General features: G+C 67.1%; 16 protein-coding genes and 1 pseudogene. 11 read left to right on the top strand and 6 right to left on the bottom strand.

Going from position 1 to position 23230, the window contains the following annotated elements; translation table 11 throughout:
* The first annotated feature begins 95 nt into the window (after positions 1-95).
* Both IE187_RS13760 and IE187_RS13755 read left to right on the top strand, forming a co-directional pair.
* The gene (locus IE187_RS13760) at positions 96-1274 is read left to right on the top strand and encodes an acetyl-CoA C-acyltransferase (protein WP_189676732.1); all 1179 of its coding nucleotides are present in this window, start codon (positions 96-98) and stop codon (positions 1272-1274) included.
* Between the two features lie 470 nt (positions 1275-1744).
* The gene (locus IE187_RS13755) at positions 1745-2224 is read left to right on the top strand and encodes a pyridoxamine 5'-phosphate oxidase family protein (RefSeq protein ID WP_133186995.1); all 480 of its coding nucleotides are present in this window, start codon (positions 1745-1747) and stop codon (positions 2222-2224) included.
* Between the two features lie 69 nt (positions 2225-2293).
* Here IE187_RS13755 and IE187_RS13750 read toward each other — a convergent pair whose 3' ends face one another.
* Positions 2294-3526, bottom strand: coding sequence for a polyhydroxyalkanoate depolymerase (locus tag IE187_RS13750; protein ID WP_189676731.1), 1233 nt, complete (start codon positions 3524-3526; stop codon positions 2294-2296).
* 132 nt (positions 3527-3658) lie between these two features.
* Between IE187_RS13750 and IE187_RS13745 the strand changes: the two genes are divergently transcribed.
* Both IE187_RS13745 and IE187_RS13740 read left to right on the top strand, forming a co-directional pair.
* Positions 3659-5473, top strand: coding sequence for an ABC transporter transmembrane domain-containing protein (locus tag IE187_RS13745; protein WP_189676730.1), 1815 nt, complete (start codon positions 3659-3661; stop codon positions 5471-5473).
* 117 nt (positions 5474-5590) lie between these two features.
* The gene (locus IE187_RS13740; protein ID WP_189676729.1) at positions 5591-6748 is read left to right on the top strand and encodes a saccharopine dehydrogenase family protein; all 1158 of its coding nucleotides are present in this window, start codon (positions 5591-5593) and stop codon (positions 6746-6748) included.
* 117 nt (positions 6749-6865) lie between these two features.
* On the opposite strand, the gene IE187_RS13735 is transcribed toward IE187_RS13740, so the two are convergent.
* From IE187_RS13735 to IE187_RS13720, 4 genes are all read right to left on the bottom strand, one after another.
* Positions 6866-9154 carry a ribonuclease R family protein gene (locus IE187_RS13735; RefSeq protein ID WP_229839411.1) on the bottom strand — a complete coding sequence of 763 codons (2289 nt, stop codon included), beginning with the start codon at positions 9152-9154 and terminating at the stop codon, positions 6866-6868.
* Positions 9155-9235: 81 nt separating this feature from the next.
* Positions 9236-12268 (bottom strand): TonB-dependent receptor plug domain-containing protein, encoded by a 3033-nt coding sequence (locus tag IE187_RS13730; protein ID WP_189676728.1) that lies wholly within the window; start codon positions 12266-12268, stop codon positions 9236-9238.
* 325 nt (positions 12269-12593) lie between these two features.
* Positions 12594-13661, bottom strand: coding sequence for an acyl-CoA dehydrogenase family protein (locus tag IE187_RS13725; protein WP_189676727.1), 1068 nt, complete (start codon positions 13659-13661; stop codon positions 12594-12596).
* 109 nt (positions 13662-13770) lie between these two features.
* Entirely contained in the window at positions 13771-14988 is a 1218-nt protein-coding gene (locus IE187_RS13720) for an acyl-CoA dehydrogenase family protein (RefSeq protein ID WP_189676726.1), read from the bottom strand.
* Positions 14989-15071: 83 nt separating this feature from the next.
* Between IE187_RS13720 and IE187_RS21725 the strand changes: the two are divergent.
* Both IE187_RS21725 and IE187_RS13710 read left to right on the top strand, forming a co-directional pair.
* A pseudogene (locus IE187_RS21725) lies at positions 15072-16554 on the top strand (TCR/Tet family MFS transporter).
* Positions 16555-16595: 41 nt separating this feature from the next.
* Positions 16596-17291 carry a glutathione S-transferase N-terminal domain-containing protein gene (locus tag IE187_RS13710; RefSeq protein ID WP_189676725.1) on the top strand — a complete coding sequence of 232 codons (696 nt, stop codon included), beginning with the start codon at positions 16596-16598 and terminating at the stop codon, positions 17289-17291.
* 37 nt (positions 17292-17328) lie between these two features.
* On the opposite strand, the gene IE187_RS13705 is transcribed toward IE187_RS13710, so the two are convergent.
* Positions 17329-17943 carry a glutathione S-transferase family protein gene (locus tag IE187_RS13705; protein ID WP_189676724.1) on the bottom strand — a complete coding sequence of 205 codons (615 nt, stop codon included), beginning with the start codon at positions 17941-17943 and terminating at the stop codon, positions 17329-17331.
* A 99-nt stretch (positions 17944-18042) separates the two neighbouring features.
* On the opposite strand from IE187_RS13705, the gene IE187_RS13700 reads away from it, so the two are divergent.
* The 5 genes from IE187_RS13700 (at position 18043) to IE187_RS13680 (ending at position 23162) form a co-directional block, all read left to right on the top strand.
* The gene (locus IE187_RS13700) at positions 18043-19569 is read left to right on the top strand and encodes a class I adenylate-forming enzyme family protein (RefSeq protein WP_189676723.1); all 1527 of its coding nucleotides are present in this window, start codon (positions 18043-18045) and stop codon (positions 19567-19569) included.
* Entirely contained in the window at positions 19566-20342 is a 777-nt protein-coding gene (locus IE187_RS13695) for a thioesterase family protein (protein ID WP_189676722.1), read from the top strand. Before IE187_RS13700 ends, IE187_RS13695 begins: the two co-directional genes overlap by 4 nt.
* A 168-nt stretch (positions 20343-20510) precedes the next feature.
* On the top strand, positions 20511-20987 hold the full coding sequence (locus tag IE187_RS13690; RefSeq protein ID WP_189676721.1) for an EF-hand domain-containing protein: 477 nt from the start codon (positions 20511-20513) through the stop codon (positions 20985-20987).
* A 100-nt stretch (positions 20988-21087) separates the two neighbouring features.
* A complete protein-coding gene (locus tag IE187_RS13685; RefSeq protein WP_133186967.1) occupies positions 21088-21807 on the top strand; it encodes a response regulator in 720 nt (239 codons plus the stop codon).
* A gap of 44 nt (positions 21808-21851) precedes the next feature.
* The gene (locus IE187_RS13680; RefSeq protein ID WP_189676944.1) at positions 21852-23162 is read left to right on the top strand and encodes a sensor histidine kinase; all 1311 of its coding nucleotides are present in this window, start codon (positions 21852-21854) and stop codon (positions 23160-23162) included.
* Positions 23163-23230 lie beyond the last annotated feature (68 nt).

The following is a 23230-nucleotide window of genomic DNA, read 5'->3' as shown; positions in this document are numbered from 1 at the left end:
AGGCCGGGGCCGCTGCGTTGTAGCCCGCAACGCGAGCAGCGCTTCCTACCGAGCGGCCCCGGCCTCCGCCGGGGCGACGTTATAAAGGAAATCCCATGCGTTCCGCCGTCATCGTCTCCACCGCCCGCACCCCGATCGGCCGCGCATATCGCGGTGCCTTCAACAACACCCCCGCCCCGACGCTCGCGTCGCATTCAATCCGCGCTGCGGTCGAGCGCGCCGGGATCGAGGGTGGCCTCGTCGACGACGTCGTGTTCGGCTGTGCGCTCCAGCAGGGTCACCAGGCCGGCAACATCGCGCGCACATCGCTGCTGCGCGCCGGCCTTCCTGTGACCGTGCCGGGCATGTCGGTCGACCGCCAGTGCGCCTCGGGCCTGATGGCGATCGCCACCGCCGCCAAGCAGATCATCACCGACAACATGGATATCACCATCGGTGGCGGCGTCGAGAGCATCAGCCTCGTCCAGACCCCGCAGATGCGCGTCGCACCCGATCCCGAGCTGATCGCGATGCACAAGGACGTCTACATGTCGATGCTGGTCACCGCCGAGACGGTCGCCAAGCGCTACAATATCAGCCGCGAAGCGTGCGACGAATATGCGCTCGAATCACAGCGCCGCACCGCCGTCGCGCAGGCCGCCGGCTATTTCAATGCCGAGATCGTCCCGACCAGCGCAAGCATGGCCGTCACCAACAAGGAGACCAAGGAGGTCACCTACAAGGACGTCACGCTGTCGAAGGACGAGGGCAATCGCCCCGAAACGACGCTCGAGGGCCTTCAGGCGCTCCAGCCGGTGATGGGCCCGGGCATGAACGTGACCGCGGGCAACGCCTCGCAGCTCTCGGACGGCTCGTCGGCGTCGGTGCTGATGGAAGAGAAGATCGCCTCGCAGCGCGGCCTCCAGCCGCTCGGCCGCTATGTCGGCATGGCGGTTGCCGGCACCGAGCCCGACGAGATGGGCATCGGCCCTGTCTTCGCGATCCCCAAGCTGCTCGAGCGCTTCAACCTCAAGATGGACGATATCGGCCTGTGGGAGCTTAACGAAGCGTTCGCGGTGCAGGTGCTGTATTGCCGTGACAAGCTCGGCATTCCGAACGAGCTGCTCAACGTTTCGGGCGGGGCGATCTCGATCGGTCACCCGTACGGCATGACCGGCGCGCGTGCGACCGGCCACGCGCTGATCGAAGGCAAGCGTCGCGGCGCGAAGTATGTCGTCGTGACGATGTGCATCGGCGGCGGCCAGGGTGCGGCCGGGCTGTTCGAGGTCCTGTAATTGAAATAGGCGCCGGATTCGGCTATATCGGCTTTGGCGATGTCATAGGCGCCTCTCATAACGAGCCCCGGTCGTGTCAGCGGCCGGGGCTCAATGCGTTTGGGGCTCGGCTGTCAGACCGAGCCCCGCCCGTGCACCCTAGTCTTTGCGGGCTACCTCGATGATCTTCAGGACTAACGTCCCGAAGGCGAAGAGCACGCCCAGGATCAGGCACAGATCGGCGACCGTCATAGGTACACCTCTCATCTAGGCGGCCGAATTGCCGCCAACGATGTGAATAATATCGATTTTTGCGGTCCGCAAATGTCGACAGAGCTAACCGCAGTCAGCGGGTGAAGCAGCATGAGATAATCCTCTAATGCTCAGCGGCGCGCGACCGTCATTCACCGCCGTTCATTGCCTAAGATGCGCGGCAACCAACCGCGCGTTCCGTCGTTTCTCTCCCGAACCATCCTTCAGGAGAAACCCACATGGCCGACACGCACGAAATAACCCAGACGCTCTGGAAGAAGATGGCCGACAGCCCGTTCCTGATGGTCGGTCTGGCCGATGGATCGTCGCACAGCGAGCCGCTTACCGCACAGCTCGACAAGGATCTGGTCGACACGCTGTTCTTCTTCGTCGGCAAGGACAATCGCCTGATCGGCGGCGGCAAGGTGATGGCGCAGTTCGTGTCCAAGGGTCACGATTTCTTCGCCTGCATCGCCGGCACGATCGCGCAGGATAATGACCGCGCGATGATCGACAAGCTGTGGAACAAGCAAGTCGAGGCCTGGTTTCCGGGCGGCAAGGAAGATCCCAACCTCGCGCTGCTGCGCTTGAAGATCGACAATGCCGAGCTGTGGGAGACCGACATCTCGCTGTCGGGCCGCCTCAAGATGCTGTTCGGCGGCACGATCAAGTCCGACGAAAGTGGCAGCCACGCCGTCGTGAACACGACCGCAGCCTGACCAAAACATTTCGGCCCTGTCTTCACCGAAGACAGGGCCGACCCAAACCCTAGGATGAAGCGCGCGGCGTCAGCCGTGCGCTTTCATCCACTCCTCGACCACCGGCGCGACCTTGTTGCGCCACTTCGATCCGTTGAAGATGCCGTAATGCCCGGCACCCTCGGCCATGTAATAGCGCTTCTTGTCGTCGCTCAGGCTGGTCGCGATCGTCAGCGCGGCCTTGGTCTGGCCGAGCCCCGAAATATCGTCCTTCTCGCCCTCGATCGCCAGGATGGCGATGTCGGTGATCGCGGCCGGGTCGACCACGCGCCCGCGGTGCGTCATCGTGCCCTTGGGCAGCGCATGGTCCTGGAACACGACGTCGATCGTCTGCAGGTAGAATTCGGCGGTCATGTCGCAGACCGAGCGATATTCCTCGTAGAACGCCTTGGTCGAGTCGGCCTGGAGGTCCTCGCCCTGCACGAGATGTTTGAACAGCTCGTAATGCGACATCATGTGGTTGCCGAGGTTCATCGACATGAAGCCGGCAAGCTGCAGGAACCCCGGATAGACGCGGCGACCCGCGCCCGGATAGTTGCCCGGGATCGTCGCGATTACATTCTGGCTGAACCAGCTGTGCGGCCGCTCGGTCGCCAGCGTGTTGACCGCGGTCGGCGCCTCGCGCGTGTCGACCGGCCCGCCCATCATCGTCAGCGTCTTGGGGCGGCACGGGTTGTTGTCGGCGCTCATCACGCAAGCCGCGGCGTAGCACGGCACCGACGGCTGGCAGACCGCGAGCATGTGCGTACCGCCCTGCCCTTCGTTCGCGCCGATCGCCTCGAGGAACTCGATCAGATAATCGACATAATCGTCGAGATCGAACTTGCCCTCGCTCAGCGGCACGAGCTTCGCGTCGCGCCAATCGGTGATGTAGACGTCGGCAACGGGCAGCATCCGCTCGACCGTGCCGCGCAGCAGCGTCGCATAGTGTCCCGACATTGGCGCGACGATCAGCAGCTTGGGGCCGCCCTCGATGCCGACACGCCGGAAGCGTTTGAGTTGTCCGAAGGCTTTGCGCAATACCACGTCTTCGACAATCGCCACCTCGGCGCCGTCGATCGTCGTGCTGTCGAGCCCGAAGGCGGGCTTGCCGCGGGGTGCCGCGGCATGCGCGAACACCTCGAGCGCGGAGCCGAGCACCGCCCCCCCGCCGAAATAGGCAAAGGGATTGGCAGGGTTGCTGAGCAGTCCGGCACTGAAATCGGCCATGGCGCTAGCGCCTGCCAGCATCGACTTCTGCATTTCGTAAGCGTTGTAGAGCATACCGGACTTTCTAGCAGACAATCGTAAATGTCAAAATACTGTCTATGCTGCGCTGCGGCAAACAGCAATGCCGGGTTTGCCGCAATTCCGTAGCGGATTGAGGCAGGGTCTGGCGCCTGCTACGCACCGCAGATGGTCGAAACACAACCCGCCGCCGTCCCGATCGATCCTCCCGTCGCGCAGCCCCGGCCGAGCGGGCGAAAGCTCGCCAGCCTGGCGATGGTGTGGCGCTACACCTCGCGCTATCCGCTCCAGCTCGCTATCGCGCTGGTGGCGTTGCTCGTCACGTCGACGACGACGCTCGCGACATCGTGGAGCATCAAATCGGTGATCGACCGTGGCTTCACGCACGGCGCGGGCGACATCGCGCATATCGACCATGTCTTCTACGATCTGCTCGGCCTCGTCGTCGTCCTTGCGATCGCGACCGCGATCCGCTTCTACTTCGTGTCGTGGCTCGGCGAACGCACCGTCGCCGATATTCGGATCGCGGTACAGGCCAACCTCCTGCGGCTCGCGCCGCGCTGGTTCGAGGAGAACCGTCCGTCCGAAGTCGCCTCGCGGCTGACCTCGGACACCGCGCTGATCGAAGGTGCGGTCGGCACGACGGTGTCTGTCGCGCTCCGCAACGGCCTCACCGGGATCGGCGGCGTGATCCTGCTGTTCGTCTTCGCGCCGAAAATGGCCTTGTCGATCGTGATCGGCGTGCCGCTGATCATCCTGCCGATCATGCTGCTCGGCCGCCGCGTGCGCAGCCAGTCGCGCGCGAGCCAGGACCGCATCGCCGATATCGGGTCGATGGCGGTCGAGACCTTCACCGCGATGAAGATCGTGCAAGCCTTCGGCCAGGAAGCGCGCGAGGAAGCGCGCTTTGCCTCTGCGGTCGATCGCAGCCTCGATGCCGCCAAGCGCCGGATCGCGACGCGCGCGATCATGACCGCGCTGGTGATGGGGCTGCTGTTCGGCGCGGTCACGCTGCTGATGTGGTCGACCGTCGGCGATGTCGCCGCCGGGCGGCTGTCGGCGGGGTCGCTTGCGGGCTTCCTCGTCACCGCGACGCTGGTGACGGGGTCGTTCGGCTCGCTGACCGAAGTCTATGGCGATCTGCTGCGCGCCTCGGGCGCCGCCGAGCGGCTGTCCGAGTTGCTCGCCGAAGTCCCCGAAATCCGCGCGCCTGCGCAGCCGACCACGCTTCCCGTGCCCGCGCGCGGCACGCTCGAATTCGATCATGTCGAGTTCCGCTACCCGACGCGGCGCGATGTCGCCGCGCTGCACGATTTCTCGCTATCGGTGAAACCCGGCGAAACCGTCGCGATCGTCGGCCCGTCGGGCGCCGGCAAGACCACCTTGTTCCAGCTGATCCAGCGCTTCTACGACCCCGAGGCAGGCAGCGTGCGCATCGACGGCGTCGACTTGCGCAACGCCGACCCCGCCGAGGTCCGCGCCCGCATCGCGATGGTGCCGCAGGAGACGGTGATTTTCGGCGCCTCGGCTCGCGACAATCTGCGCTACGGCCGCTGGGACGCGCCCGACGACGCGCTGTGGGCGGCTGCCGAGGCGGCCAATGCCGCCGAATTCCTCCACAAGTTGCCCGAAGGGCTCGACACCTTCCTCGGCGAGGGTGGCGCGCGGCTGTCGGGTGGCCAGCGCCAGCGCGTCGCGATCGCGCGCGCGCTGCTGCGCGATGCGCCGATCCTGCTGCTTGACGAAGCGACCAGCGCGCTCGATGCCGAGAGCGAGCGGCTCGTCCAGGAAGCGCTCGAGCGCCTGATGGCAGAGCGCACCACGCTCGTCATCGCGCATCGCCTAGCGACGGTGCGCGCCGCCGAGCGGATCATCGTGATGCGCGAGGGCCGGATCGTCGAGCAAGGCAACCACGCCGCGCTGATCGGCGAGAGCGGCCTGTACGCCCGACTCGCGAGCTTGCAGTTCAGCGAAGCGGCGTAAGCCTTAACCGTCACCCCGGGCTTGTCCCGGGGTCCACCGTGCCGCACACTCGGGCCGTCGGGACATGCAGCCCGGTGGACCCCGGGATGAACCCGGGGTGACGAGGGAGAGCGCACCATGGCCAGAGACTTCGACATCATCGTTTATGGAGCCACCGGCTTCACCGGCCGCCTCGCCGCCGAATATCTCACGCAGATCGGCGCGCAGCGCTGGGCGATGGCGGGCCGATCGCTGTCGAAGCTGCAGGAAGTCCGCGACCTGATCGGCGCCCCCGCCGACACCCCGCTCGTCACCGCCAATTCGGATGACGCCGCCAGCCTGCGCAGCTTGTGCGAACGCACCAAGGTCGTGCTCACCACGGTCGGCCCATACCAGCTCTACGGCAATGACCTCGTCGCGGCCTGTGCCGAAACCGGCACCGCCTATGTCGACCTGTGCGGCGAACCAGCGTGGATGCGCCACATGATCGACGCGCATCACGAGACCGCCAAGCGCACCGGCGCGCGGATCGTCTTCTCGTGCGGGTTCGATTCGATCCCGTTCGATCTCGGCGTGCTCGCGCTGCAGGACGCTGCCAAGGCCAAGTTCGGGCATCCGATGCCGCGCGTGAAGGGCCGCGTGCGGAAGATGCAGGGTGGCGCGTCGGGCGGCACCGTGGCGAGCCTCAAGGCGACGCTCGCCGCCGCCGCCAAGCATCCCTCGATCCTCGGCCTGCTCATCAATCCGTTCGCGCTCACCCCCGGTTTCGAGGGACCAGCGCAGCCCAAGGGCCTGCTCCCCGAATATGACCGCGCGATCGAGGCATGGGTCGCGCCGTTCATCATGGCGCCGATCAACACCAAGAACGTCCACCGCACCAACTTCCTGCTCGGCGAGGCGTATGGCGCCGACTTCGTCTATGACGAGATGATGGTCGCGCCGGGGATCGGCGAGATGGGCAAGGCCGCCGCCGAGGCGATCGCGCGGATGAACCCGCTCAGCAGCGACAAGGGCCCCAAGCCCGGCGAAGGCCCCTCGCCCGAGGAACGCGACGCGGGCTTCTACGACCTGCTCTTCATCGGCGAAGGCGCGAACGGCGAGCGGATCGACTGCGTCGTCACCGGCGACAAGGATCCGGGCTATGGCTCGACCAGCAAGATGATCGCCGAGACGGCGTTGTGCCTGGTCGAAGATGTCGCGGGGGAAGGCGGCATCTGGACGCCGGGTGCGCTGATGGGGAAGGTGCTCGCCGACCGCTTGCAGGCGAAAGCGGGGCTGACCTTCCAGGCAGGGTAAGCACTCTTGCCGTCGCCCCGGCGCAGGCCGGGGCCGCTCGGATACGCGCGCCCCGCCCGAGCACGCCGCCTCGGGCCGGCCCCGGCCTTCGCCGGGGCGACGATGGTCGGTCGGCCGCTAGCGCTTCTTCCCCTGGTGCCGGATGTTCGTCGGGCGCCCGCGATGCTTGATCACGCGCTTCGGGCGGCGCTCGTCGCTGTCGACGCGCGCGCCCCTGCCCTCGACCATCTCGAAGCGTAGCGCCCCCGATACCGGGTTGGCTTCGGCCAGCCGCAACGGCAGTTTCTGCCCGCTGGCATAGACCGTCCCGCTCTGGTCGCCGATCAGCGTGCGGCTGGCTTCGTCGAAGCGGAAATATTCGCCGCCGATATCGCGCACCGGCATCAGCCCGTCGCCGCCGATGCCCTCGACCGTCGCGAAGAAGCCGAAATTGGTCACGCCGGTGATCCGCGTCTCGAGCACCTCGCCGACCTTTTCGCTCAAGAACGCCGCGACATAGCGGTCGATCGTGTCGCGCTCGGCCTCCATCGCGCGACGTTCGAGCATCGAGATGCTCTCGCCGATCTTCCCCATCGCCGCGGCTTCGCCCTCGGTCAGCCCGCCCGGCCCGAGATCATAGGCCGCGACCAGCGCGCGGTGGACGAGCAAATCGGCATATCGCCGGATCGGCGAGGTGAAGTGGCCGTAGCTGCCGAGCGCGAGCCCGAAATGGCCCATATTGGCGGGGCTATAATACGCCTGCGTCTGCGTGCGCAGCACTTGCTCCATGATCTGCGGGCGTTCGTCGCGGTCGATCACCTTGTCGAGGATGTGATTGAAGGTGCGCGGCTGGACGACCTGGCCGAGCGCGAACTCGATCCCGAAGGTCTTGAGATAGTCCTTCAGCGCGACGAGCTTCTCGCGGCCGGGCTGCTCGTGGACGCGGTACATCACCGGCGCCTTCTTCGCCTCGAGCGCCTTGGCGGCAGCGACGTTGGCGGCGATCATGTAGTCCTCGATCAATTTATGCGCATCGAGCCGCTCGCGCGGTGCGACCGAGAGAATGCGGCCCTTCTCGTCGAGCATCACGCGGCGTTCGGGCAGGTCGAGATCGAGCGGCGCGCGCGCGGTGCGCGCCTTGTTGAGCGCGTGCCAGCACGACCAGAGCGGGAGAAGGGCGGCGAGAATTTCATCGCTGCCCGAATCCCCCTCCCGCTTGCGGGAGGGGTTAGGGGAGGAAGCAGGAGAGGAAGAAACGGCGGCAGCGTGATGCGCATCCACCATCGCTTGCGCGTCCTCATACGCCAGGTTCGCCGCAATCCGCACCACCGCGCGCGTGAAGCGCCAGCTCTTGAGCGCCCCATCCTTGCCGATCCGCAAATGGCACGCCAGCGCCGCGCGATCGACGCCTTCCTTCAGCGAACACATCTCAGCCGACAAACTCTCCGGCAGCATCGGCACGACGCGATCGGGAAAATAGACGCTGTTCCCACGCCGCCGTGCCTCGCGATCAAGGCTCGCCCCCGGCCGCACGTAGAACGACACATCGGCAATCGCGACGATCGCCTTCCACCCGTCCGCATTGGCGGGATCGTCATCGGGGGCCGCCCACACCGCATCGTCATGATCGCGCGCATCGGCCGGATCGATCGCGACGATCGGCAGATGGCGCAGATCCTCGCGCTTCTCGCCAAGCGGTTGCGCGGCAACGCGCACCGCCTCGTCGAGCGTCTCGGACGAGAACACGTCGGGAATACCAAGCTTGTGGATCGCGATCAGCGAGAAGCTGCGCGGCGCAAACGGATCGCCGAGCACCTGGGTCACGCGCACCGTGATCCGCGGCGGCCGTCCCGCCATCTCGGCAAGCACCAGATCGCCGACCTGCGCCTCGCCCGCGTCGGACACCTGGAACTCGCGCCGCTCCTTCTTCTCGACGCCTTGCAGCCAGAGCGCCTTGCCCTCCTGGCGCAGCACGCCGAGCACCAGCTCCTCGCCCTTGGGCAAGGTCTTCATCGGATGCGCGATCAGGCCCTGTCCGGCCTCCTCGGTCCGCGCGAGCACGCGGTCGCCGACGCCGAGCGCGCCATTCTTCTTCTCGCGCACGCGCAGCTTCGGCGCGGGGGTGGCGGCTTCCCACCGCTCGGGCACCGCCCAGACGTTGCCGCTGTCATCGACATCGACGATCCGCAGCACCGTCACCTTGGGCACCCCGCCCATCTTGTGAAACGCGCGGCCGGGGGCGCTGTCCATCAGCCCCTCATCGGCCATGTCCTTCAACAGCGCTTTCAGCAAAATCTTGTCCTGCGCGGTCAGCCCGAAGGCGCGCGCGATCTCGCGCTTGCCCGCAGGCACGTCGCTCTCGGCGATGAAGGCGAGGATCTGGTCGCGGCTGGGCAGACCGGGGGTGCGCATGGTTGGCTTGGGCATCGGATCAGCGATACGCCACCCAGCGCCAAACGGCAAAGGGCGCGGCGTCCGACCGGACGCCGCGCCCTCCGCGCCCCAGTCTCAGAACTTCTGCGAGAAGCCGACCTTGGCGGTGAAGCCGAGCGGGTTCGCCGTGAACGGATCGTAATTCTGGTCGAGCCGCGCGAACGGCGGCGCCTTGTCGAAGATGTTGAGCGCCGACAGCGTCAGCGTCGACCCCGTCCCGCGCAGCGACAAGCGATAGGTCGCATCGAAGGTCGCAAACGGCTTGATATTCTTGCCGCCGGTGACCGAAGCCCCCGCGAGCGCCCCGGCATTGGGGCCGAAGATCGCGGTCCCGCGCTGGTCGGTATAGCCGTCGATATAATTGTACTGGACGCGCAGGCTGTGCCCGCCGACCGCTCCCTGGACATAGGCCGTACCCTTGATCTGCGGGATCGGATACGCGGTCGTTTGATAGTTGAGCAGGCCAACGCCATCGAAGGTCGGCTGGACGACGACGCCCTCGACCGTGATGTCCTTGGTCTTATACTCGATCACATAGGTACCGCTGCCGCCGAACTCGAGATTGGCCGCACCGAGCCCGAAGCGATACGCCGCCTGCAGATCGAGCCCCGACGTCGTGACGTTGGCGCTGTTGATCGTCTGCGTGCGCAGCCGCTGGACGTTGCCGATGCCGCAGCCGGCGCCAGTGAAGGTGAAGCGCGCCTGCAACGCGGCAAAGGCCGCATTGCCGCAATTCGCGGTGCCGGTCGCGCCGAACAGCGCATTGACCATGCCCTGGATCGGCTCGCCCTCGATCGGGCCCTTCAGCTTGTAGCGATAATAATCGAGGCTCGCGCTGAACCCGCCGCTGTGGAGCAGGATGCCTGCGCTGTAGGTCGTCGCCTTTTCGGGCGAGAGGTTGGGGTTGCCGTTGATGTCGACCGCACGGAACGACGTCCCGATGATCTGCAGCGCGGTCAGATTGCCCGACAACTGCTGCGCCGGAGGCCCGCGGAAGGTCGTCCCCGCGCCACCGCGGAGCGCGAGCCAGTCGGTGACTTGCAGCCGGATGCGGCCTTGCGGATTGAAGGTCGAGCCGACGCGCCCGCCATAATCCTCATACCGCGCCGAAAGCTGCAGGTTGAGCCGGTCGAGCAGCGGCACTTGCAACTCGCCGAACACCGCCTTGATGTCGTTGCTGGTCGACAAATTGGCGTTGGTACCGAGGAAGCCGAGCGCGCCGGTCTGCTGCGTGCACGTCGCCGCCGGGTTGAGCGGCGAGCCCGGGCACGGATTGACCGCGATGTTGCTGTCGTTGTTGTACAGCACCGAATAGTCGTTGCGGCGATATTGTGCCCCGACCGCGAAGCTCAAATCGCCGCCGGGTAGCCGCAGCCCTGTCTTGCCGCTGAGCACGAGATCCCCGACGAGCAGCCGCGTGGTGTAGCGCGTGTTGGTCGTGCGGAAGAAATTGTCGAACGTCGGCAGATCGTTGATCAGGCCCGCGCCGGGGGTCAGGCTGAACCCGGTAGGATTGCGCGTTCCGGCATAGTTGGGGTTCGCCGCATTGCTCACGCCGTTCGCAGCGACCGCGGTCGAGAACGGGTTGAAGAAGGTGCAGCCGTTGGTCCCGGCGAGTGCCGTGATCTGGGCCGTCGACAGGCCGGCGCGCGACTGCGGCGTGGCATAGGCGCAATTCGCCCCGCCAAAGCCCGCCAGTGCGTTCTGCAGCAAGTCGCCGAACGTGTCGGTGCCTTCGCTTTCGCGATAATATTCGGAATAAGTGAAGCCACCGGTCAGATTGAGATCGGGGGTGACATCATAGGATAGATCTGCGGTGAAGCGCATCTCTTCCGACACGCGCTTCGAGTATGCCGAGCCGCGGTCATCGCCATTCCGGCCGCGGAACAGCGGATTCCCGCCGAGCAAGGCCGGCCGGAACAGCACCGGGAAAGCGATCGCCGGGGCAAGCGGCACGCCGCCCGCGGTGACGCAGCCCGATGCCGCCCCATAGAGCGTGCAATAATCGCGCAGCGCCGGGGCATAGGTCGGGATGACGAACAGCCCTCCCCCGCCGCTCGCCGCGTTCACCGACGGCGGCAAGGTCGGCAGATAGGTCGGCGAGGTGGTGATCCGCGTCGAGCTGTAGCCGTACAGCGCGCTTGCCGAGAATTTGAGCGTGTCGGCCAGCTGGATCGACGTGTCGACATAGGCCTGGAGGCGATCCTCGGGCTCGACCAGATTGCCGAACTGGCCGTAATTGTTGAAGCAGCGATCGGTCGTCGATCCGGCCTGGCTGCGGAACCCGCCAAGGCCCTCGCACCCCAGGTCGCGGACGAAATTGGCGGTCCCGCCGAACCCGAAATTGCCCGGATTGCCGCCGCCGGTATAGCCGCCTTGCGGATTGTTCGCATAGGGCTGGACCGTGAAATCGCGATCGGTGGTGCGCAATTCCGAGCGGTGTTGATAGCCGACCGAGGCGAGCACATGCAGCGGGCCACTATTGTGGCCGAAGCTCAGATTGGCGGTGTAGTCGCCCGACGATCCGCGGATGTAGCGATAATCGCCCGAGGCGAGGAAGCCCTTCTGGTCGGTGCGGGTAATGAAGTTGACGACGCCGGCGATGGCATCGGACCCATAGGTTGCCGCCGCACCGTCCTTGAGCACTTCGACGCGGCCGATCGCCCCCGACGGGATGAGGTTGACGTCGACGATCGGGATACCGCCGCCGACCGCGACGAGGCGCTTGCCGTTGAGCAGGACGAGCGTGCGCTGCGGGCCGAGGCCGCGCAGATTGACCGAGGCGACGCCTTCATTGCCCTGGCTGCGGCTGTCGAACTGGTTGGCATCGCCGATCACGCCGCTCGAGGTCGGCAGGTTCTTGAGCAAGTCGACCGCGCTCGGCGTGCCCTGGCGCGACAGTTCCTCGCTCGAAATGACATCGACGGGGATAGCGGCGTCCTCGGGGGTGCCGCGGATCAGCGATCCGGTGACGACGATATCGGGGCCGGTCTGTTCGTCGGCGGGCGCACTCGGTCGCGGCGCCCCCTCCTGCGCCGCGACGGGCGCAGCAAGGCCGATCGACAAGGCAAAAAAGGCACACGACGTCAAATGCCGCGAACGAGGCATAGCATCTCTCCCCTAAAGGTCAGAGCACTGATCGGCTCCGTACCCGAAGCTCGAAGTGACTCCGAAACGGCCCTAATGTCAAGCCGGATATGCGCGCAAATCGCCGCATTAGCGCATAAGTACTATCCCCTAAGGGTCCCCGCTTGGGCCGCGACGGCCAGAACCGATTCTCGAAACACCCGCGCGGGAGAGGATCCGAACCAGGGTCGCACCGCGCCGCATGGCAAAAGGGCGGCGCCGCTTCCGCGTCAGGAAGCCGGCCACCGCCCTTTATCGTTGCAGGTCTGATAGATGCGGACGCGACGCGGCGCGCCCGCGTTGCGGCTCAGTAGCCGTTCAACCGCGCGAAACGCTCGCGGTGGAACGCCGCATTGCCCCACATCGCTTCGAGCACGCGCGCGCGCTTGATGTAGAAGCCGGCGTCGTAATCATCGGTCATGCCGATCCCGCCGTGGAGCTGGATCATCTCGCGGCTGACCAGATGGAGCGTGTCGCTCGCCACCGCCTTGGCGAGGCTGACCGCCTGGTCGATGTCGGACCGCCCGGCATCGATCGCCTCGAGCGCACCTTCGACTGCCGAGCGCATCAGCTCGAGCTCGGTGAACATCTTCGCCATGCGGTGCTGGAGCGCCTGGAAGGTCGAGAGCTGCTGCCCGAACTGGACGCGCGTCTTGAGATAATCGTTGGTGGTGTTGAACGCCTGCTCGGCCATGCCGAGCATCTCGGCGCACACCGCCGCGGTCGCGCGGTCGATGACCTGCGCGGTCAGCGAGGCGTCGCCCAGTTTCTCGGCGGGCGCGGCGTCGAACGTCACCTGCGCGTGGCTGCGCGAGTCGGCCATATGGCGCGGCGAGCGCGTCACGCCCGCGTCACCCGCGACGAGATAGAGGCCGTCAACCGCCGCGACGACGAACACGCCCGCGCTGTCACCCTCGGCGACGAATGCCTTGGTGCCGCTGAGCTTGCCGTCAACGACGCTCGTCGCGATCTTCGCGGGATCATGGACGGGACCCTCGTCGATCGCGAGCGTCGCGACGACCGCGCCGCTGGCGATCTGCGGCAGCCACTGCGCCTTCAGCGCATCCGACCCGCCCATCAAAATCGCGGTCGCCGCCGCCGAGGTCGACGCCAAAGGCGACGCCGCGAGGTTGCGGCCGAGCTGTTCGAGCACCAGCCCGAGCGAGAGATAGCCGAACGCCGTGCCGCCATGCTCTTCGGGGATGACGATGCCCGGCAGGCCCATCTCGCCAAGCGTCGCCCAGGCGGCGGGATCATACCCCTCGGCCGGCGCCGCCGCGCGCATCTTGCGGAACGCGCTGACGGGCGATTGCTCGTCGGACCATTCGCGCACCATGTCGCGGAGCATCGTCTGTTCGTCGTTGAGTACGGCCATCGCGCTATCCCCTCGTCTGAATGGAAAACGGGGGAGGATGGCTTCAGCCATCCTTCACCCCGCCCCTCTCCGGCCCGCCACGCGTCACACGCGGCAGCCTATCCTTGCATTACTGGTGATCGAGCATCCCGAGGATGCGCTTCGAAATGACGTTGTTCTGGATCTCGGTCGATCCGCCATAGATCGACACGGCCTTGCCCCACAGCCAGGTGCGCGTCTGGGTCAGCTCGTCCTCGCTGAAGCCCTCGCCTTCCCAGCCGAGACCGGCCATCCCCATGATCTCGATCGACAGTTCGGCGCGATCCTGCGTGATACGCGCGCCGACGTTCTTCATGATCGAGGTGGCGGCCGACGGACCCTGGTTCGATTTCGCCTCGAGCGCCGCACGGCGCAGCGTCAGCGCGAAGGCGCGGCTGTCCATCTCGTGCCGCACAATCCGCATCCGCAGATCGCTGTCGGGAACGCGGCCCTTGTCATCCTCGCCGCGATATTCCTTGGCGAGCTTCCCCATCGGCTTGCCCGCAAACAGCCGCGATGCGCTACCGCCGCCCGACAGGCTGCTGCGCTCGTGCTGGAGCAGGCGCGTGCCGATTTCCCAACCCTGCCCCTCGCGTCCGACGAGGTTTTCCTTGGGCACCTTCACGTTGGTGAAGAAGGTCTCGCAGAACGGCGACTGGCCCGAGATCATCGCGATCGGCCGGACTTCGACGCCGGGCGCGGTCATGTCGAGCAGCAGGAAGCTGATGCCGCCATGCTTCTGGCTCTTGTCGGTGCGGACGAGCGCGAAGCATTTGTCGGCCCATTGCCCTCCGCTCGTCCAGGTCTTCTGGCCGTTGACGATATAATGGTCGCCGGCATCCTCGGCGAAGGTCTGGACGTTGGCGAGGTCCGAGCCGGCATTGGGCTCGCTATAGCCCTGGCACCAGCGCACCAGCCCCTTGGCAATCGCCGGGATATGCTCCTGCTTCTGCGCCTCGTTGCCATATTCGAGCAGCGTCGGCCCGAACATCATCACGCCCATCCCGCCGATCGGGTTCCACGCGCCCGCGCGCGCCATTTCCTCGTTGAGGACACGGATCTGCGCCTTGTCGAGACCGCCGCCGCCATACGCCTTGGGCCAGCTCGGAACGCCCCAGCCCTTCTCGCCCATCGCCGCCTGCCACGCAGCTTGGTCGGGCGAAAGATCGGTCGGGCCTTCGAGCACCGACAGGCTGATGTCGTGCCCCTTGAGCGATGCCGGGAAATTGGCGGCGAGCCAGTCGCGCACTTCGGCGCGGAACGCGTCGAGCGGGGCTACTGGAGCGTCGAGTTCGGGCGCGGTTGCCATGAAAGCTATCCTTTCAGAAAGAATCTGAAGATCGGGTATGGCGGCGCGATACGACAGAATGAAGCCGATGGGAAGAGCGATTGATGCGATCGGCATGCGCATATCCTCTCCCGCAAGCGGGAGAGGCAACGGAGACTTGGGTCGCGCTCCTTCAGCGTGGCCCTAGTCGCAGTCGATGCGGGTCCTTCTTTTTCGCCCCCGGAAGCACGCAGGCAGAAGAAGACCCTCACCCAACCCTCTCCCGCAAGCGGGAGAGGGCTAAAGCGACGACGACCGACGCGAGAAGCGGTGTTTACCCTGCTCCAAATCGCGGTAAGCTCTCTCCAGAGGGGGCTTGTCCGATGCCGTTCGCCAACCGCGCCGTGCCGATCGTGCTCGCGGCCGTGCTGATCGACACGATCGGCTTCGGCATCGTGCTCCCGGTGCTACCGGCGCTGATCACCCGGCTCGGCCATGTCGGAATCGACGATGCCACCCGCATCGCCGGCTATATGCTCGTCGCCTTCGCGCTCGCGCAGTTCGTCGCGGGGCCGGTGCTCGGCAATTTGAGCGACCGGTTCGGCCGCCGCCCGGTGCTGATCGCCTCGATGCTCGCCTTCGGTGCCGACTACGCGCTGATGGCACTCGCCCCGACGCTCGCCTGGCTGTTCCTCGGTCGCGCGATCGCGGGGGTGGCGGGCGCGGTCTATGGCCCGGCGTCTTCGGTGATCGCCGACGTCACCCCACCCGAAAAGCGCAGCGCGGCGTTCGGCTATGTCAGTGCGGCGTTCGGCATCGGCTTCGTGATCGGCCCCGCGCTCGGCGGGCTGATCGCCGGACTCGGGCCGCGCGCCGTTCATTGCCGCCGCGATGCTCGCCGTCGCCAACGCCGCGGCAATGGCGTTTGCGATGCCCGAGTCGCTCGCGCGCGAGCATCGCCGCCCGTTCCGCTGGCGCGACGCGCATATCGTCGGCGCGTTCAAGCCGTTGTTCGAAAATCGCAGCGCGATCCCGCTGCTGATCGTCTGCGTCCTGTGGCAACTCGCGCACATGGTCTACCCCGCGACCTGGGCGTTCTGGGCGACGATCCGCTTCGCCTGGAGCCCCACCGCGATCGGGCTGAGCCTTGCCTATGTCGGGCTGGTGATGGCGCTGGTGCAGGGCCTGCTCGTCGCGCCGGTGATCGGGCGGATCGGCGACCGGCGCGCGCTGGTGATCGGCCTCGCGACCGGGGCGAGCGGTTTCCTCGCCTTCGCCTTCATCACCGCGGGGTGGCAGGCCTATGCGATCATGCTGCTCGCCGCGCTGTCGGGCTTTATCGGCCCGGCGATCAACGGCCTGCTGTCGCGAATGGCGGGCCCCGATCGGCAGGGCGCGCTGCAGGGCGGGCTCGCGAGTCTGGGCAGCGTCGCCGCGATCGTCAGTCCGCTGCTGATGACGCAGACGCTCGCCGCCGGGGTCGAGCACGGTTTTCCGGGCGCCGCCTTCCTGCTCGCCGCAGCGCTTGCGGCAAGCGCGCTCGGCGTCGTCGCGTGGAAAGTGACCAGCCGTGCGCCTGCTGCGACCGCGGCAGTTGCGGACGCGTAACGGCTCTCCCATCTGGAGCGCGACACCACAGGAGCAAGCGCATGATCGACCTGCATTATTGGCCCACCCCGAACGGCCACAAGATCACGCTGTTCCTCGAGGAAGCCGGGGTCGAGTATCGCATCGTGCCGGTCAACATCGGCTCGGGCGCGCAGTTCCAGCCCGATTTCCTCAAGATCGCCCCCAACAACCGCATGCCCGCGATCGTCGATCATGATCCCGCCGGTGGCGGCGCGCCGATCGCGATCTTCGAATCGGGCGCGATCCTGCTCTACCTCGCCGACAAATACGCAAAGTTCATCGGCACCGACCTGCGCAGCCGCACCGAGACGGTGCAATGGCTGATGTGGCAGATGGGCGGCCTCGGACCCATGCTCGGCCAGAACCACCATTTCAGCGGCTACGCGCCCGAGAAGATCCCCTACGCGATCGACCGCTACGTCAACGAGACCAACCGGCTGTACGGCGTGCTCGACCGGCGGCTCGCGGGGCGCGACTTCATCACCGGCAGCTATTCGATCGCCGACATGGCCTGCTACCCGTGGATCGTGCCGTACGAGCGCCAGGGCCAGACGCTCGAGGACACGCCCAATCTGAAGCGCTGGTTCGACGCGATCGCCGCGCGGCCCGCGACCGTCACCGCTTATGCCAAGGGCGCCGCGATCAGCGAGAACAAGCCGATGACCGAGGAAGCGAAGAAAGTGCTGTTCGGGCAGACGGCCAAGGTGCTCGGATAAGCCCCCCCCGGACCATGAGCCGGGGGGACCGCAAGCCTTACGCGCTGGCGCTCGGGCGGGCACTCGCCCGGGCATGCCAGTCGCGCAACGCGCCCAGTTCCTCGGGCACCGCGATCCCCACGAACCCCGCGAAATCGATCGTCGTCAGCAGCACGATATCCGCGATCGAATAGTCATCCCCGCCGAGCCACGCGCACCCGGTAAGCGCAGCATCGAACTCGCGCATCGCCTCGAGCACGCGCGGCCGCTGCGTCTCGCCATAATCGGGGAATTGCGGCTTGACGACGCGCGCGGTGAAGGGGTGGGTGTGCAGCCACACCTGCGTCAACGGCGACCCCATCCGCAATTCGACGCGCCGCAGCGCTTGCTCGACCGCAGCCGCGCCGCGCGCGCCTTGGCCGAACATGGCGGGCTCGGGATGAAGACATTCGAAGTAGCGACAGATCGCGATGCTCTCGGTGATCACGCTGCCGTCGTCGAGCTCCAGCGCAGGGATCTGCCCGAGCGGATTGACCTTGAGGAACGCCGCGCCCTTATGCTCCATGTCGCGGATCGACAGCGTCGTGCTCGGCACGCTCAAGCCCTTTTCGGCAAGATAGATCCGCACGCGCCGCGGATTGGGCGCTGGGTTGGCGGCGTCGTAGAACAGCATGATGGCATCCCCCCAAATCTATTTTCGAAGATCGCGTATGGCGTTTTTCCGTCAGCTAGACTAGCGAATCGAAGCCATGGACTTGCAAAAAGAGACACGATGACCGCTGCCGAGATGCTTGCCGGCGACTTCGCCGCGCTGCCCGACCTGATCCGCGCGCACGCGGCCGAGCAAGGCGACAAGGTCGCACTCGCCGAGGCCGACGGCGAGCTCGATTATGCCAGCCTCGACGCGCTGATGGACCGCATCGCCGCGGCGCTCCAGCGTGACGGCGTGGCGCAGGGTCAGGCGGTCGCGATCGTCGCCTCGGCGAGCATCGATTATGCCGCGGTGTTCCTCGGCGCGCTCCGCGCCGGCTGCCTCGCAACGCCCCTCGCGCCGTCGGGCACGCCCGAAAGCATCGTCGCGATGATCGCCGATTGCGCCGCGCCGATCACCTTCGTCGATGCCGACGCGGCGACCGCGCTCGCCGGCCAGCACATCCCCGGCAAGCTCGTCCGCCTCAAATCGCTCGGCAGCTGGCTCGCGCCCGAGGGCGCGCACCCCGCGCCCGTGACGATCCGGCCCGAAGACGGCTTCAACATCATCTATTCGTCGGGCACCACCGGCACGCCGAAGGGCATCGTCCAGAGCCACGCGATGCGCTGGGCGCATATCAGCCGCAACGAAGCCGCGGGCTTTGCGAGTGCGGTGACGATGATCGCGACGCCACTCTATTCGAACACCACGCTCGTCAGCTTCCTGCCGACGCTCGGCTGGGGCGGCACCGTCGTGTTGATGAAGAAGTTCGACGCGCGCGGCTATCTCACGCTCGCCGAGCGCCACCGCGCGACGCACACCATGCTCGTGCCGGTCCAATATCAGCGGCTGATGGCGCTGCCCGATTTCGACACCTTCGACCTCGCGAGCTTCCGCTTCAAGACCTGCACCTCGGCGCCCTTCTCCGCCGCGCTGAAGGCCGACATCCTCGCACGCTGGCCCGGGTTGCTCGTCGAATATTACGGCATGACCGAAGGCGGCGGGACGTGCCTGCTCGTCGCGAACGGCTTTCCCGACAAGCTCCATACCGTCGGTCGCCCGATCGAGGGCCATGACATCCGCCTGATCGACGACGACGGCAACGAAGTCCCGCAAGGCGAGATGGGCGAAGTCGTCGGCCGCTCGCCGGCGATGATGACGGGCTATCACGGCCGCAGCGACGCCACCGCCGCCGCCGAATGGTACGACGCCGAGGGCAACCGCTACATCCGCCACGGCGATGTCGGGCGCTTCGATGCCGACGGCTTCCTCACCTTGCTCGACCGCAAGAAGGACCTGATCATCTCGGGCGGCTTCAACATCTATCCGACCGATCTCGAAGCGGTGCTGCGGACGCATCCCGCGGTCGCCGATTGCAGCGTGATCGGCGTTCCGTCCGAGGCGTGGGGCGAAACGCCGGTCGGCTTCTACGTACCGCATACCGGGGTCGATGCGAGCATCACGGAGATCCTCGACTGGACCAACGCCCAGCTCGGCAAGACGCAGCGGCTGTCGGCGCTCCACGCGATCGACGAGCTGCCGCGCAGTGCGATCGGCAAGGTGCTCAAGCGCGACTTGCGCGATCGTCTGGCGGAGACCGCAGCATGACGCCGATCCGCGAGATCCTCGCTGCTGCCACGCCGATCGAGGGCGGCTTCCGCGCGCAGATCCCGAGCGACTGGCTGCAGGGGCGCACCGCTTATGGCGGCCTGTCGAGCGCACTCGCGCTCCACGCCGCGCAGGGGATCGAACCCGATCTGCCGCCGCTCCGCTCGGCGCAAGTGGCGTTCATCGGACCGCTGTCGGGCGACGTGCGCGTCACCGCGACCAAGCTGCGCCGCGGCCGCACCGCTGCCTTCATCCAGGCCGATATCGTCTCCGACGCCGGGCTCGGCTATCGCGCGGTGTTCGTGTTCATGGCCGAGCAGCCGTCGCGCGTCGCGCTCAGCGGCGGGCTCGCCGCCACACTGCCGCCGCCTGCAGCCGATGCGAAACTCTATACCGGCCCCGACGAATTCTTCACCGGCAACTTCAACTTCCTCGATCTCAAGGCCGAGGCGCCGGGCGAGGCCGAATGGCTGCGCTGGGCGCGGCTGCGCGATTATGCGGGGATCGACCCGATGGTCGAGGTGCTCGCGCTCGCCGACGCGCTCCCGCCCGCGGCGTTCAAGCTGTTCGGCAAGGAGTTCGTGCCGCTGAGTTCGGTGACATGGATCGTCAATTTGCTCACGCCAAAGCCCGCCACGACCGACGGCTGGTGGTTGCTCTCGGCAGAATCGCAGCATGCCGTCAACGGCGGCTCGAGCCAGACGATGATGCTGTGGAACGCCGACGGCGTGCCGATCGCACAAGGCATGCAGAGCGTCGCGATCTTCGGATAGGGCGCGCCGCACCGCCTTCTCCTCCCCTCCCTTCCAGGGAGGGGAGGAACATCTGCGACAAATTGCGACACTTTGCCGCATCTTCCGGCACAGCGACGCGACAGATCCCCGCGCATAACCGGCGTCAAGGAACGGCGCCCCGCCCAGCCAGCACAGGAGTTTACCGCCATGTCCCTCACGCGCTTCTTCGTCGCGACGACGGTCGCCGCGCTCGCCACCGCCGCTGCGGTGGCACAAGGCGGCGGCGGCATGTTCCGCACCGCCGACAGCAATGGCGACGGGCTGATCTCGCGCGCCGAGGCCACCGCCGAGGCGACCACGCGCTTCACCGCGATGGATGCCAACAAGGACGGCTTCCTCACCACCGACGAAATGCAGGGCCCGGGCGCCCGCATGATGACGCGCGGCGACACCGACGGCGACGGCAAGATCTCGCGCGCCGAGTTCCTCGCGCAGGCCGATACGCGCTTCAGCCGGATCGATGCCAACAAGGACGGCCAGATCTCGCGCGAAGAGCTCACCGCCTGGATGGACCGCGCGCGCGCGATGCGCCCCGGCGGTCCCGGTGGCCGCGCCGATCCCGCCGACGCGATCGCGCCGCCACCGGCGCCCCCTTCCCCCGCGCCAGCCGCGCCGGGCAACTGATCCGGGCCTTTTCCCCTTGGCCCGGACGCCGGGCGAGCCTCCCCCCTGCTCGCCCGGCATCCCCTTTCAAGAGCGCCACACCATGCTAAGCAGCGAACCGATGGGAGACACGCCGCATCTGTTGCTCGTCGACGACGAACGCTCGATCCGTGAACCGCTCGCGCAATATCTGACGCGGCAGGGTTTCCGCGTGACTCAAGCCGGCGACGCCGAGGGCGCGCGCGCACGGATGACGGCCTATGCGATCGACCTCGTCATCCTGGACATCATGATGCCCGGCGAAGACGGCCTGTCGCTCACGCGCCACATCCGCGAGAGCGGCGAAGTGCCCGTCATCCTGCTCACCGCGCGCACCGAAGAGACCGACCGCATCGTCGGCCTCGAAATGGGCGCCGACGATTATGTCGTGAAGCCGTTCTCGCCGCGCGAGCTGGCGGCGCGCGTCAAGGTCATCCTGCGGCGGGCGGCGGCGGGCGGCACGCGCCAGCACGCGCCCGAAAGCGGATCGTTCGCCTTTGCCGGCTGGGTGCTCAAGTCGGGCGAGCGCACCTTGGTCGACCGCGAGGGCGTGTCGGTGCCGCTCTCGACCGGCGAGTACAACCTCCTCCACGCGCTCGTCACGCGCCCGCGCCAGGTGCTGACGCGCGACCAGTTGCTCGATTTGACGCAAGGCCGCGAGGCCGCCGCCTTCGACCGCGCGATCGACAACCAGATCAGCCGGTTGCGGCGCAAGATCGAGGCCGACGCCAAGGCGCCCGAGCTGATCAAGACGGTGTGGGGTGGCGGCTACACGCTCGCCGCCGAAGTGACGCGCCTTTGAGGATCACGCGTCTGCGGGCGATCCCGCGGAGCCTGTCGGGGCAGATGGCGCTGCTCATCGCGATCGCGCTGTTCGTCGCGCAGGCGATCAACTTCACGCTCGCACTGCAGGACCGTCGCCGCGCGCGGCTCGATCAGGCGACCGGGCCCGTCGTCACGCGGATCATCGATGCCGACGAGCGGATCGCCGCGGGGCGGCGCGTCGGCGGCGGTTCGGGCTGGAGCCGGATCCATCTCGCGCCGCGCTCGCCGATCCAGCCCGGCGGCGAGCATGTCGCCGAAGTCGAAACCGCGCTTCGCGCCGCGCTTTCCGAGGCCGGGGTCAAGGCGTCGCGCATCCAGACGCAAGTCCTGCCGATCCAGCGCAACGATCCGCGGCTGCGCTATGTCAGCGCACAGCGCGTCGAGCGTCTGCTGCGCGGCGGCGCCGAGCTGCAAGTCGCGGTCGAGCGCCCGGGCGGACAGTGGTTCGTGCTCAACCTTCCGTGGACGCGCGACGATTCGGATATCTTCTGGCGGTTGATGGCGCAGACCGCGATCCTCTACATCGTCGTGCTGGTGCCGTTGCTGTGGGCCGGGCGGCGGATCTCGCGGCCGTTGCGCGGGCTTGCCGAGGCCGCCCGCAGCTTCCAGCCGGGTGCCACGGCCGACCCCGTCCCCGCCGCCGGGCCGCAGGACGTGCGCGACGTGATCGCGGCGTTCAACGCGCTGCGCTTGCGCGTCACCGCGATGCTCGACGAGAAGGATCGGATGCTCGGCGCGATCGGGCATGATCTGCGCACCCCGCTCGCCTCGCTGCGCGTCCGCGTCGAGTCGGTCGATGACGATGCCGATCGCGCCAAGATGGCCGAGACGATCGCCGAGATGAACCGGATGCTCGACGACATCCTGTCGCTCGCGCGGCTCGGCCGCCCGAGCGAGCCGCCGACAGAAGTCGATCTCGCGGCTTTGGTCGATGCCGTCGTCGAGGATTTCCGCGAGATCGGCCACGAGGTCGTGTTCGAGGAAAGCGAGCGCATCCGCATGCGGCTGCGCCCCGGCCTGATGCGCCGCGCGCTGCGCAACCTGATCGAGAATGCGCTGAAATATGCCGGCGCGGTCGAAGTCAGCGTCACCGCGAGCGCGCAGTCGGTCGCGATCCTGGTGTGCGATCGCGGCCCCGGCATTCCCGCCGACCGCCTCGGCGACGTGTTCGAGGCGTTCACGCGGCTCGAGACGTCGCGCAACAAGGCGACCGGGGGCATCGGCCTGGGTCTCGCGCTAGCCCGGACGATCGTGCGCGATGCCGGCGGCGACATCACGCTCGCCAATCGCGACGGCGGCGGGCTGGTCGCCCGGATCACGCTCGCGCGGTGATCAGCGTTCCTGCCGAAGCGATGATGTATCGCTCCGGCGGGCTGCTCTCGCGATCAGGTTACCCCGGC

Origin of the sequence: Sphingomonas glacialis (genome assembly GCF_014653575.1) — a bacterium.
In the GTDB taxonomy this organism is placed as follows: domain Bacteria; phylum Pseudomonadota; class Alphaproteobacteria; order Sphingomonadales; family Sphingomonadaceae; genus Sphingomonas; species Sphingomonas glacialis.
The sequence above is the reverse complement of the archived record's forward strand: the minus strand, read 5'-3'. Positions and strand labels throughout refer to the sequence as shown.

Bases quoted from the DNA above. Each gene is read 5' to 3' on its own strand.
- IE187_RS13760 (WP_189676732.1), top strand. From the start codon at position 96: ATGCGTTCCGCCGTCATCGTCTCCACCGCCCGCACCCCGATCGGCCGC.
- IE187_RS13755 (WP_133186995.1), top strand. From the start codon at position 1,745: ATGGCCGACACGCACGAAATAACCCAGACGCTCTGGAAGAAGATGGCC.
- IE187_RS13750 (WP_189676731.1), bottom strand. From the start codon at position 3,526: ATGCTCTACAACGCTTACGAAATGCAGAAGTCGATGCTGGCAGGCGCT.
- IE187_RS13745 (WP_189676730.1), top strand. From the start codon at position 3,659: ATGGTCGAAACACAACCCGCCGCCGTCCCGATCGATCCTCCCGTCGCG.
- IE187_RS13740 (WP_189676729.1), top strand. From the start codon at position 5,591: ATGGCCAGAGACTTCGACATCATCGTTTATGGAGCCACCGGCTTCACC.
- IE187_RS13735 (WP_229839411.1), bottom strand. From the start codon at position 9,154: ATGCCCAAGCCAACCATGCGCACCCCCGGTCTGCCCAGCCGCGACCAG.
- IE187_RS13730 (WP_189676728.1), bottom strand. From the start codon at position 12,268: ATGCCTCGTTCGCGGCATTTGACGTCGTGTGCCTTTTTTGCCTTGTCG.
- IE187_RS13725 (WP_189676727.1), bottom strand. From the start codon at position 13,661: ATGGCCGTACTCAACGACGAACAGACGATGCTCCGCGACATGGTGCGC.
- IE187_RS13720 (WP_189676726.1), bottom strand. From the start codon at position 14,988: ATGGCAACCGCGCCCGAACTCGACGCTCCAGTAGCCCCGCTCGACGCG.
- IE187_RS13710 (WP_189676725.1), top strand. From the start codon at position 16,596: ATGATCGACCTGCATTATTGGCCCACCCCGAACGGCCACAAGATCACG.
- IE187_RS13705 (WP_189676724.1), bottom strand. From the start codon at position 17,943: ATGCTGTTCTACGACGCCGCCAACCCAGCGCCCAATCCGCGGCGCGTG.
- IE187_RS13700 (WP_189676723.1), top strand. From the start codon at position 18,043: ATGACCGCTGCCGAGATGCTTGCCGGCGACTTCGCCGCGCTGCCCGAC.
- IE187_RS13695 (WP_189676722.1), top strand. From the start codon at position 19,566: ATGACGCCGATCCGCGAGATCCTCGCTGCTGCCACGCCGATCGAGGGC.
- IE187_RS13690 (WP_189676721.1), top strand. From the start codon at position 20,511: ATGTCCCTCACGCGCTTCTTCGTCGCGACGACGGTCGCCGCGCTCGCC.
- IE187_RS13685 (WP_133186967.1), top strand. From the start codon at position 21,088: ATGGGAGACACGCCGCATCTGTTGCTCGTCGACGACGAACGCTCGATC.
- IE187_RS13680 (WP_189676944.1), top strand. From the start codon at position 21,852: ATGGCGCTGCTCATCGCGATCGCGCTGTTCGTCGCGCAGGCGATCAAC.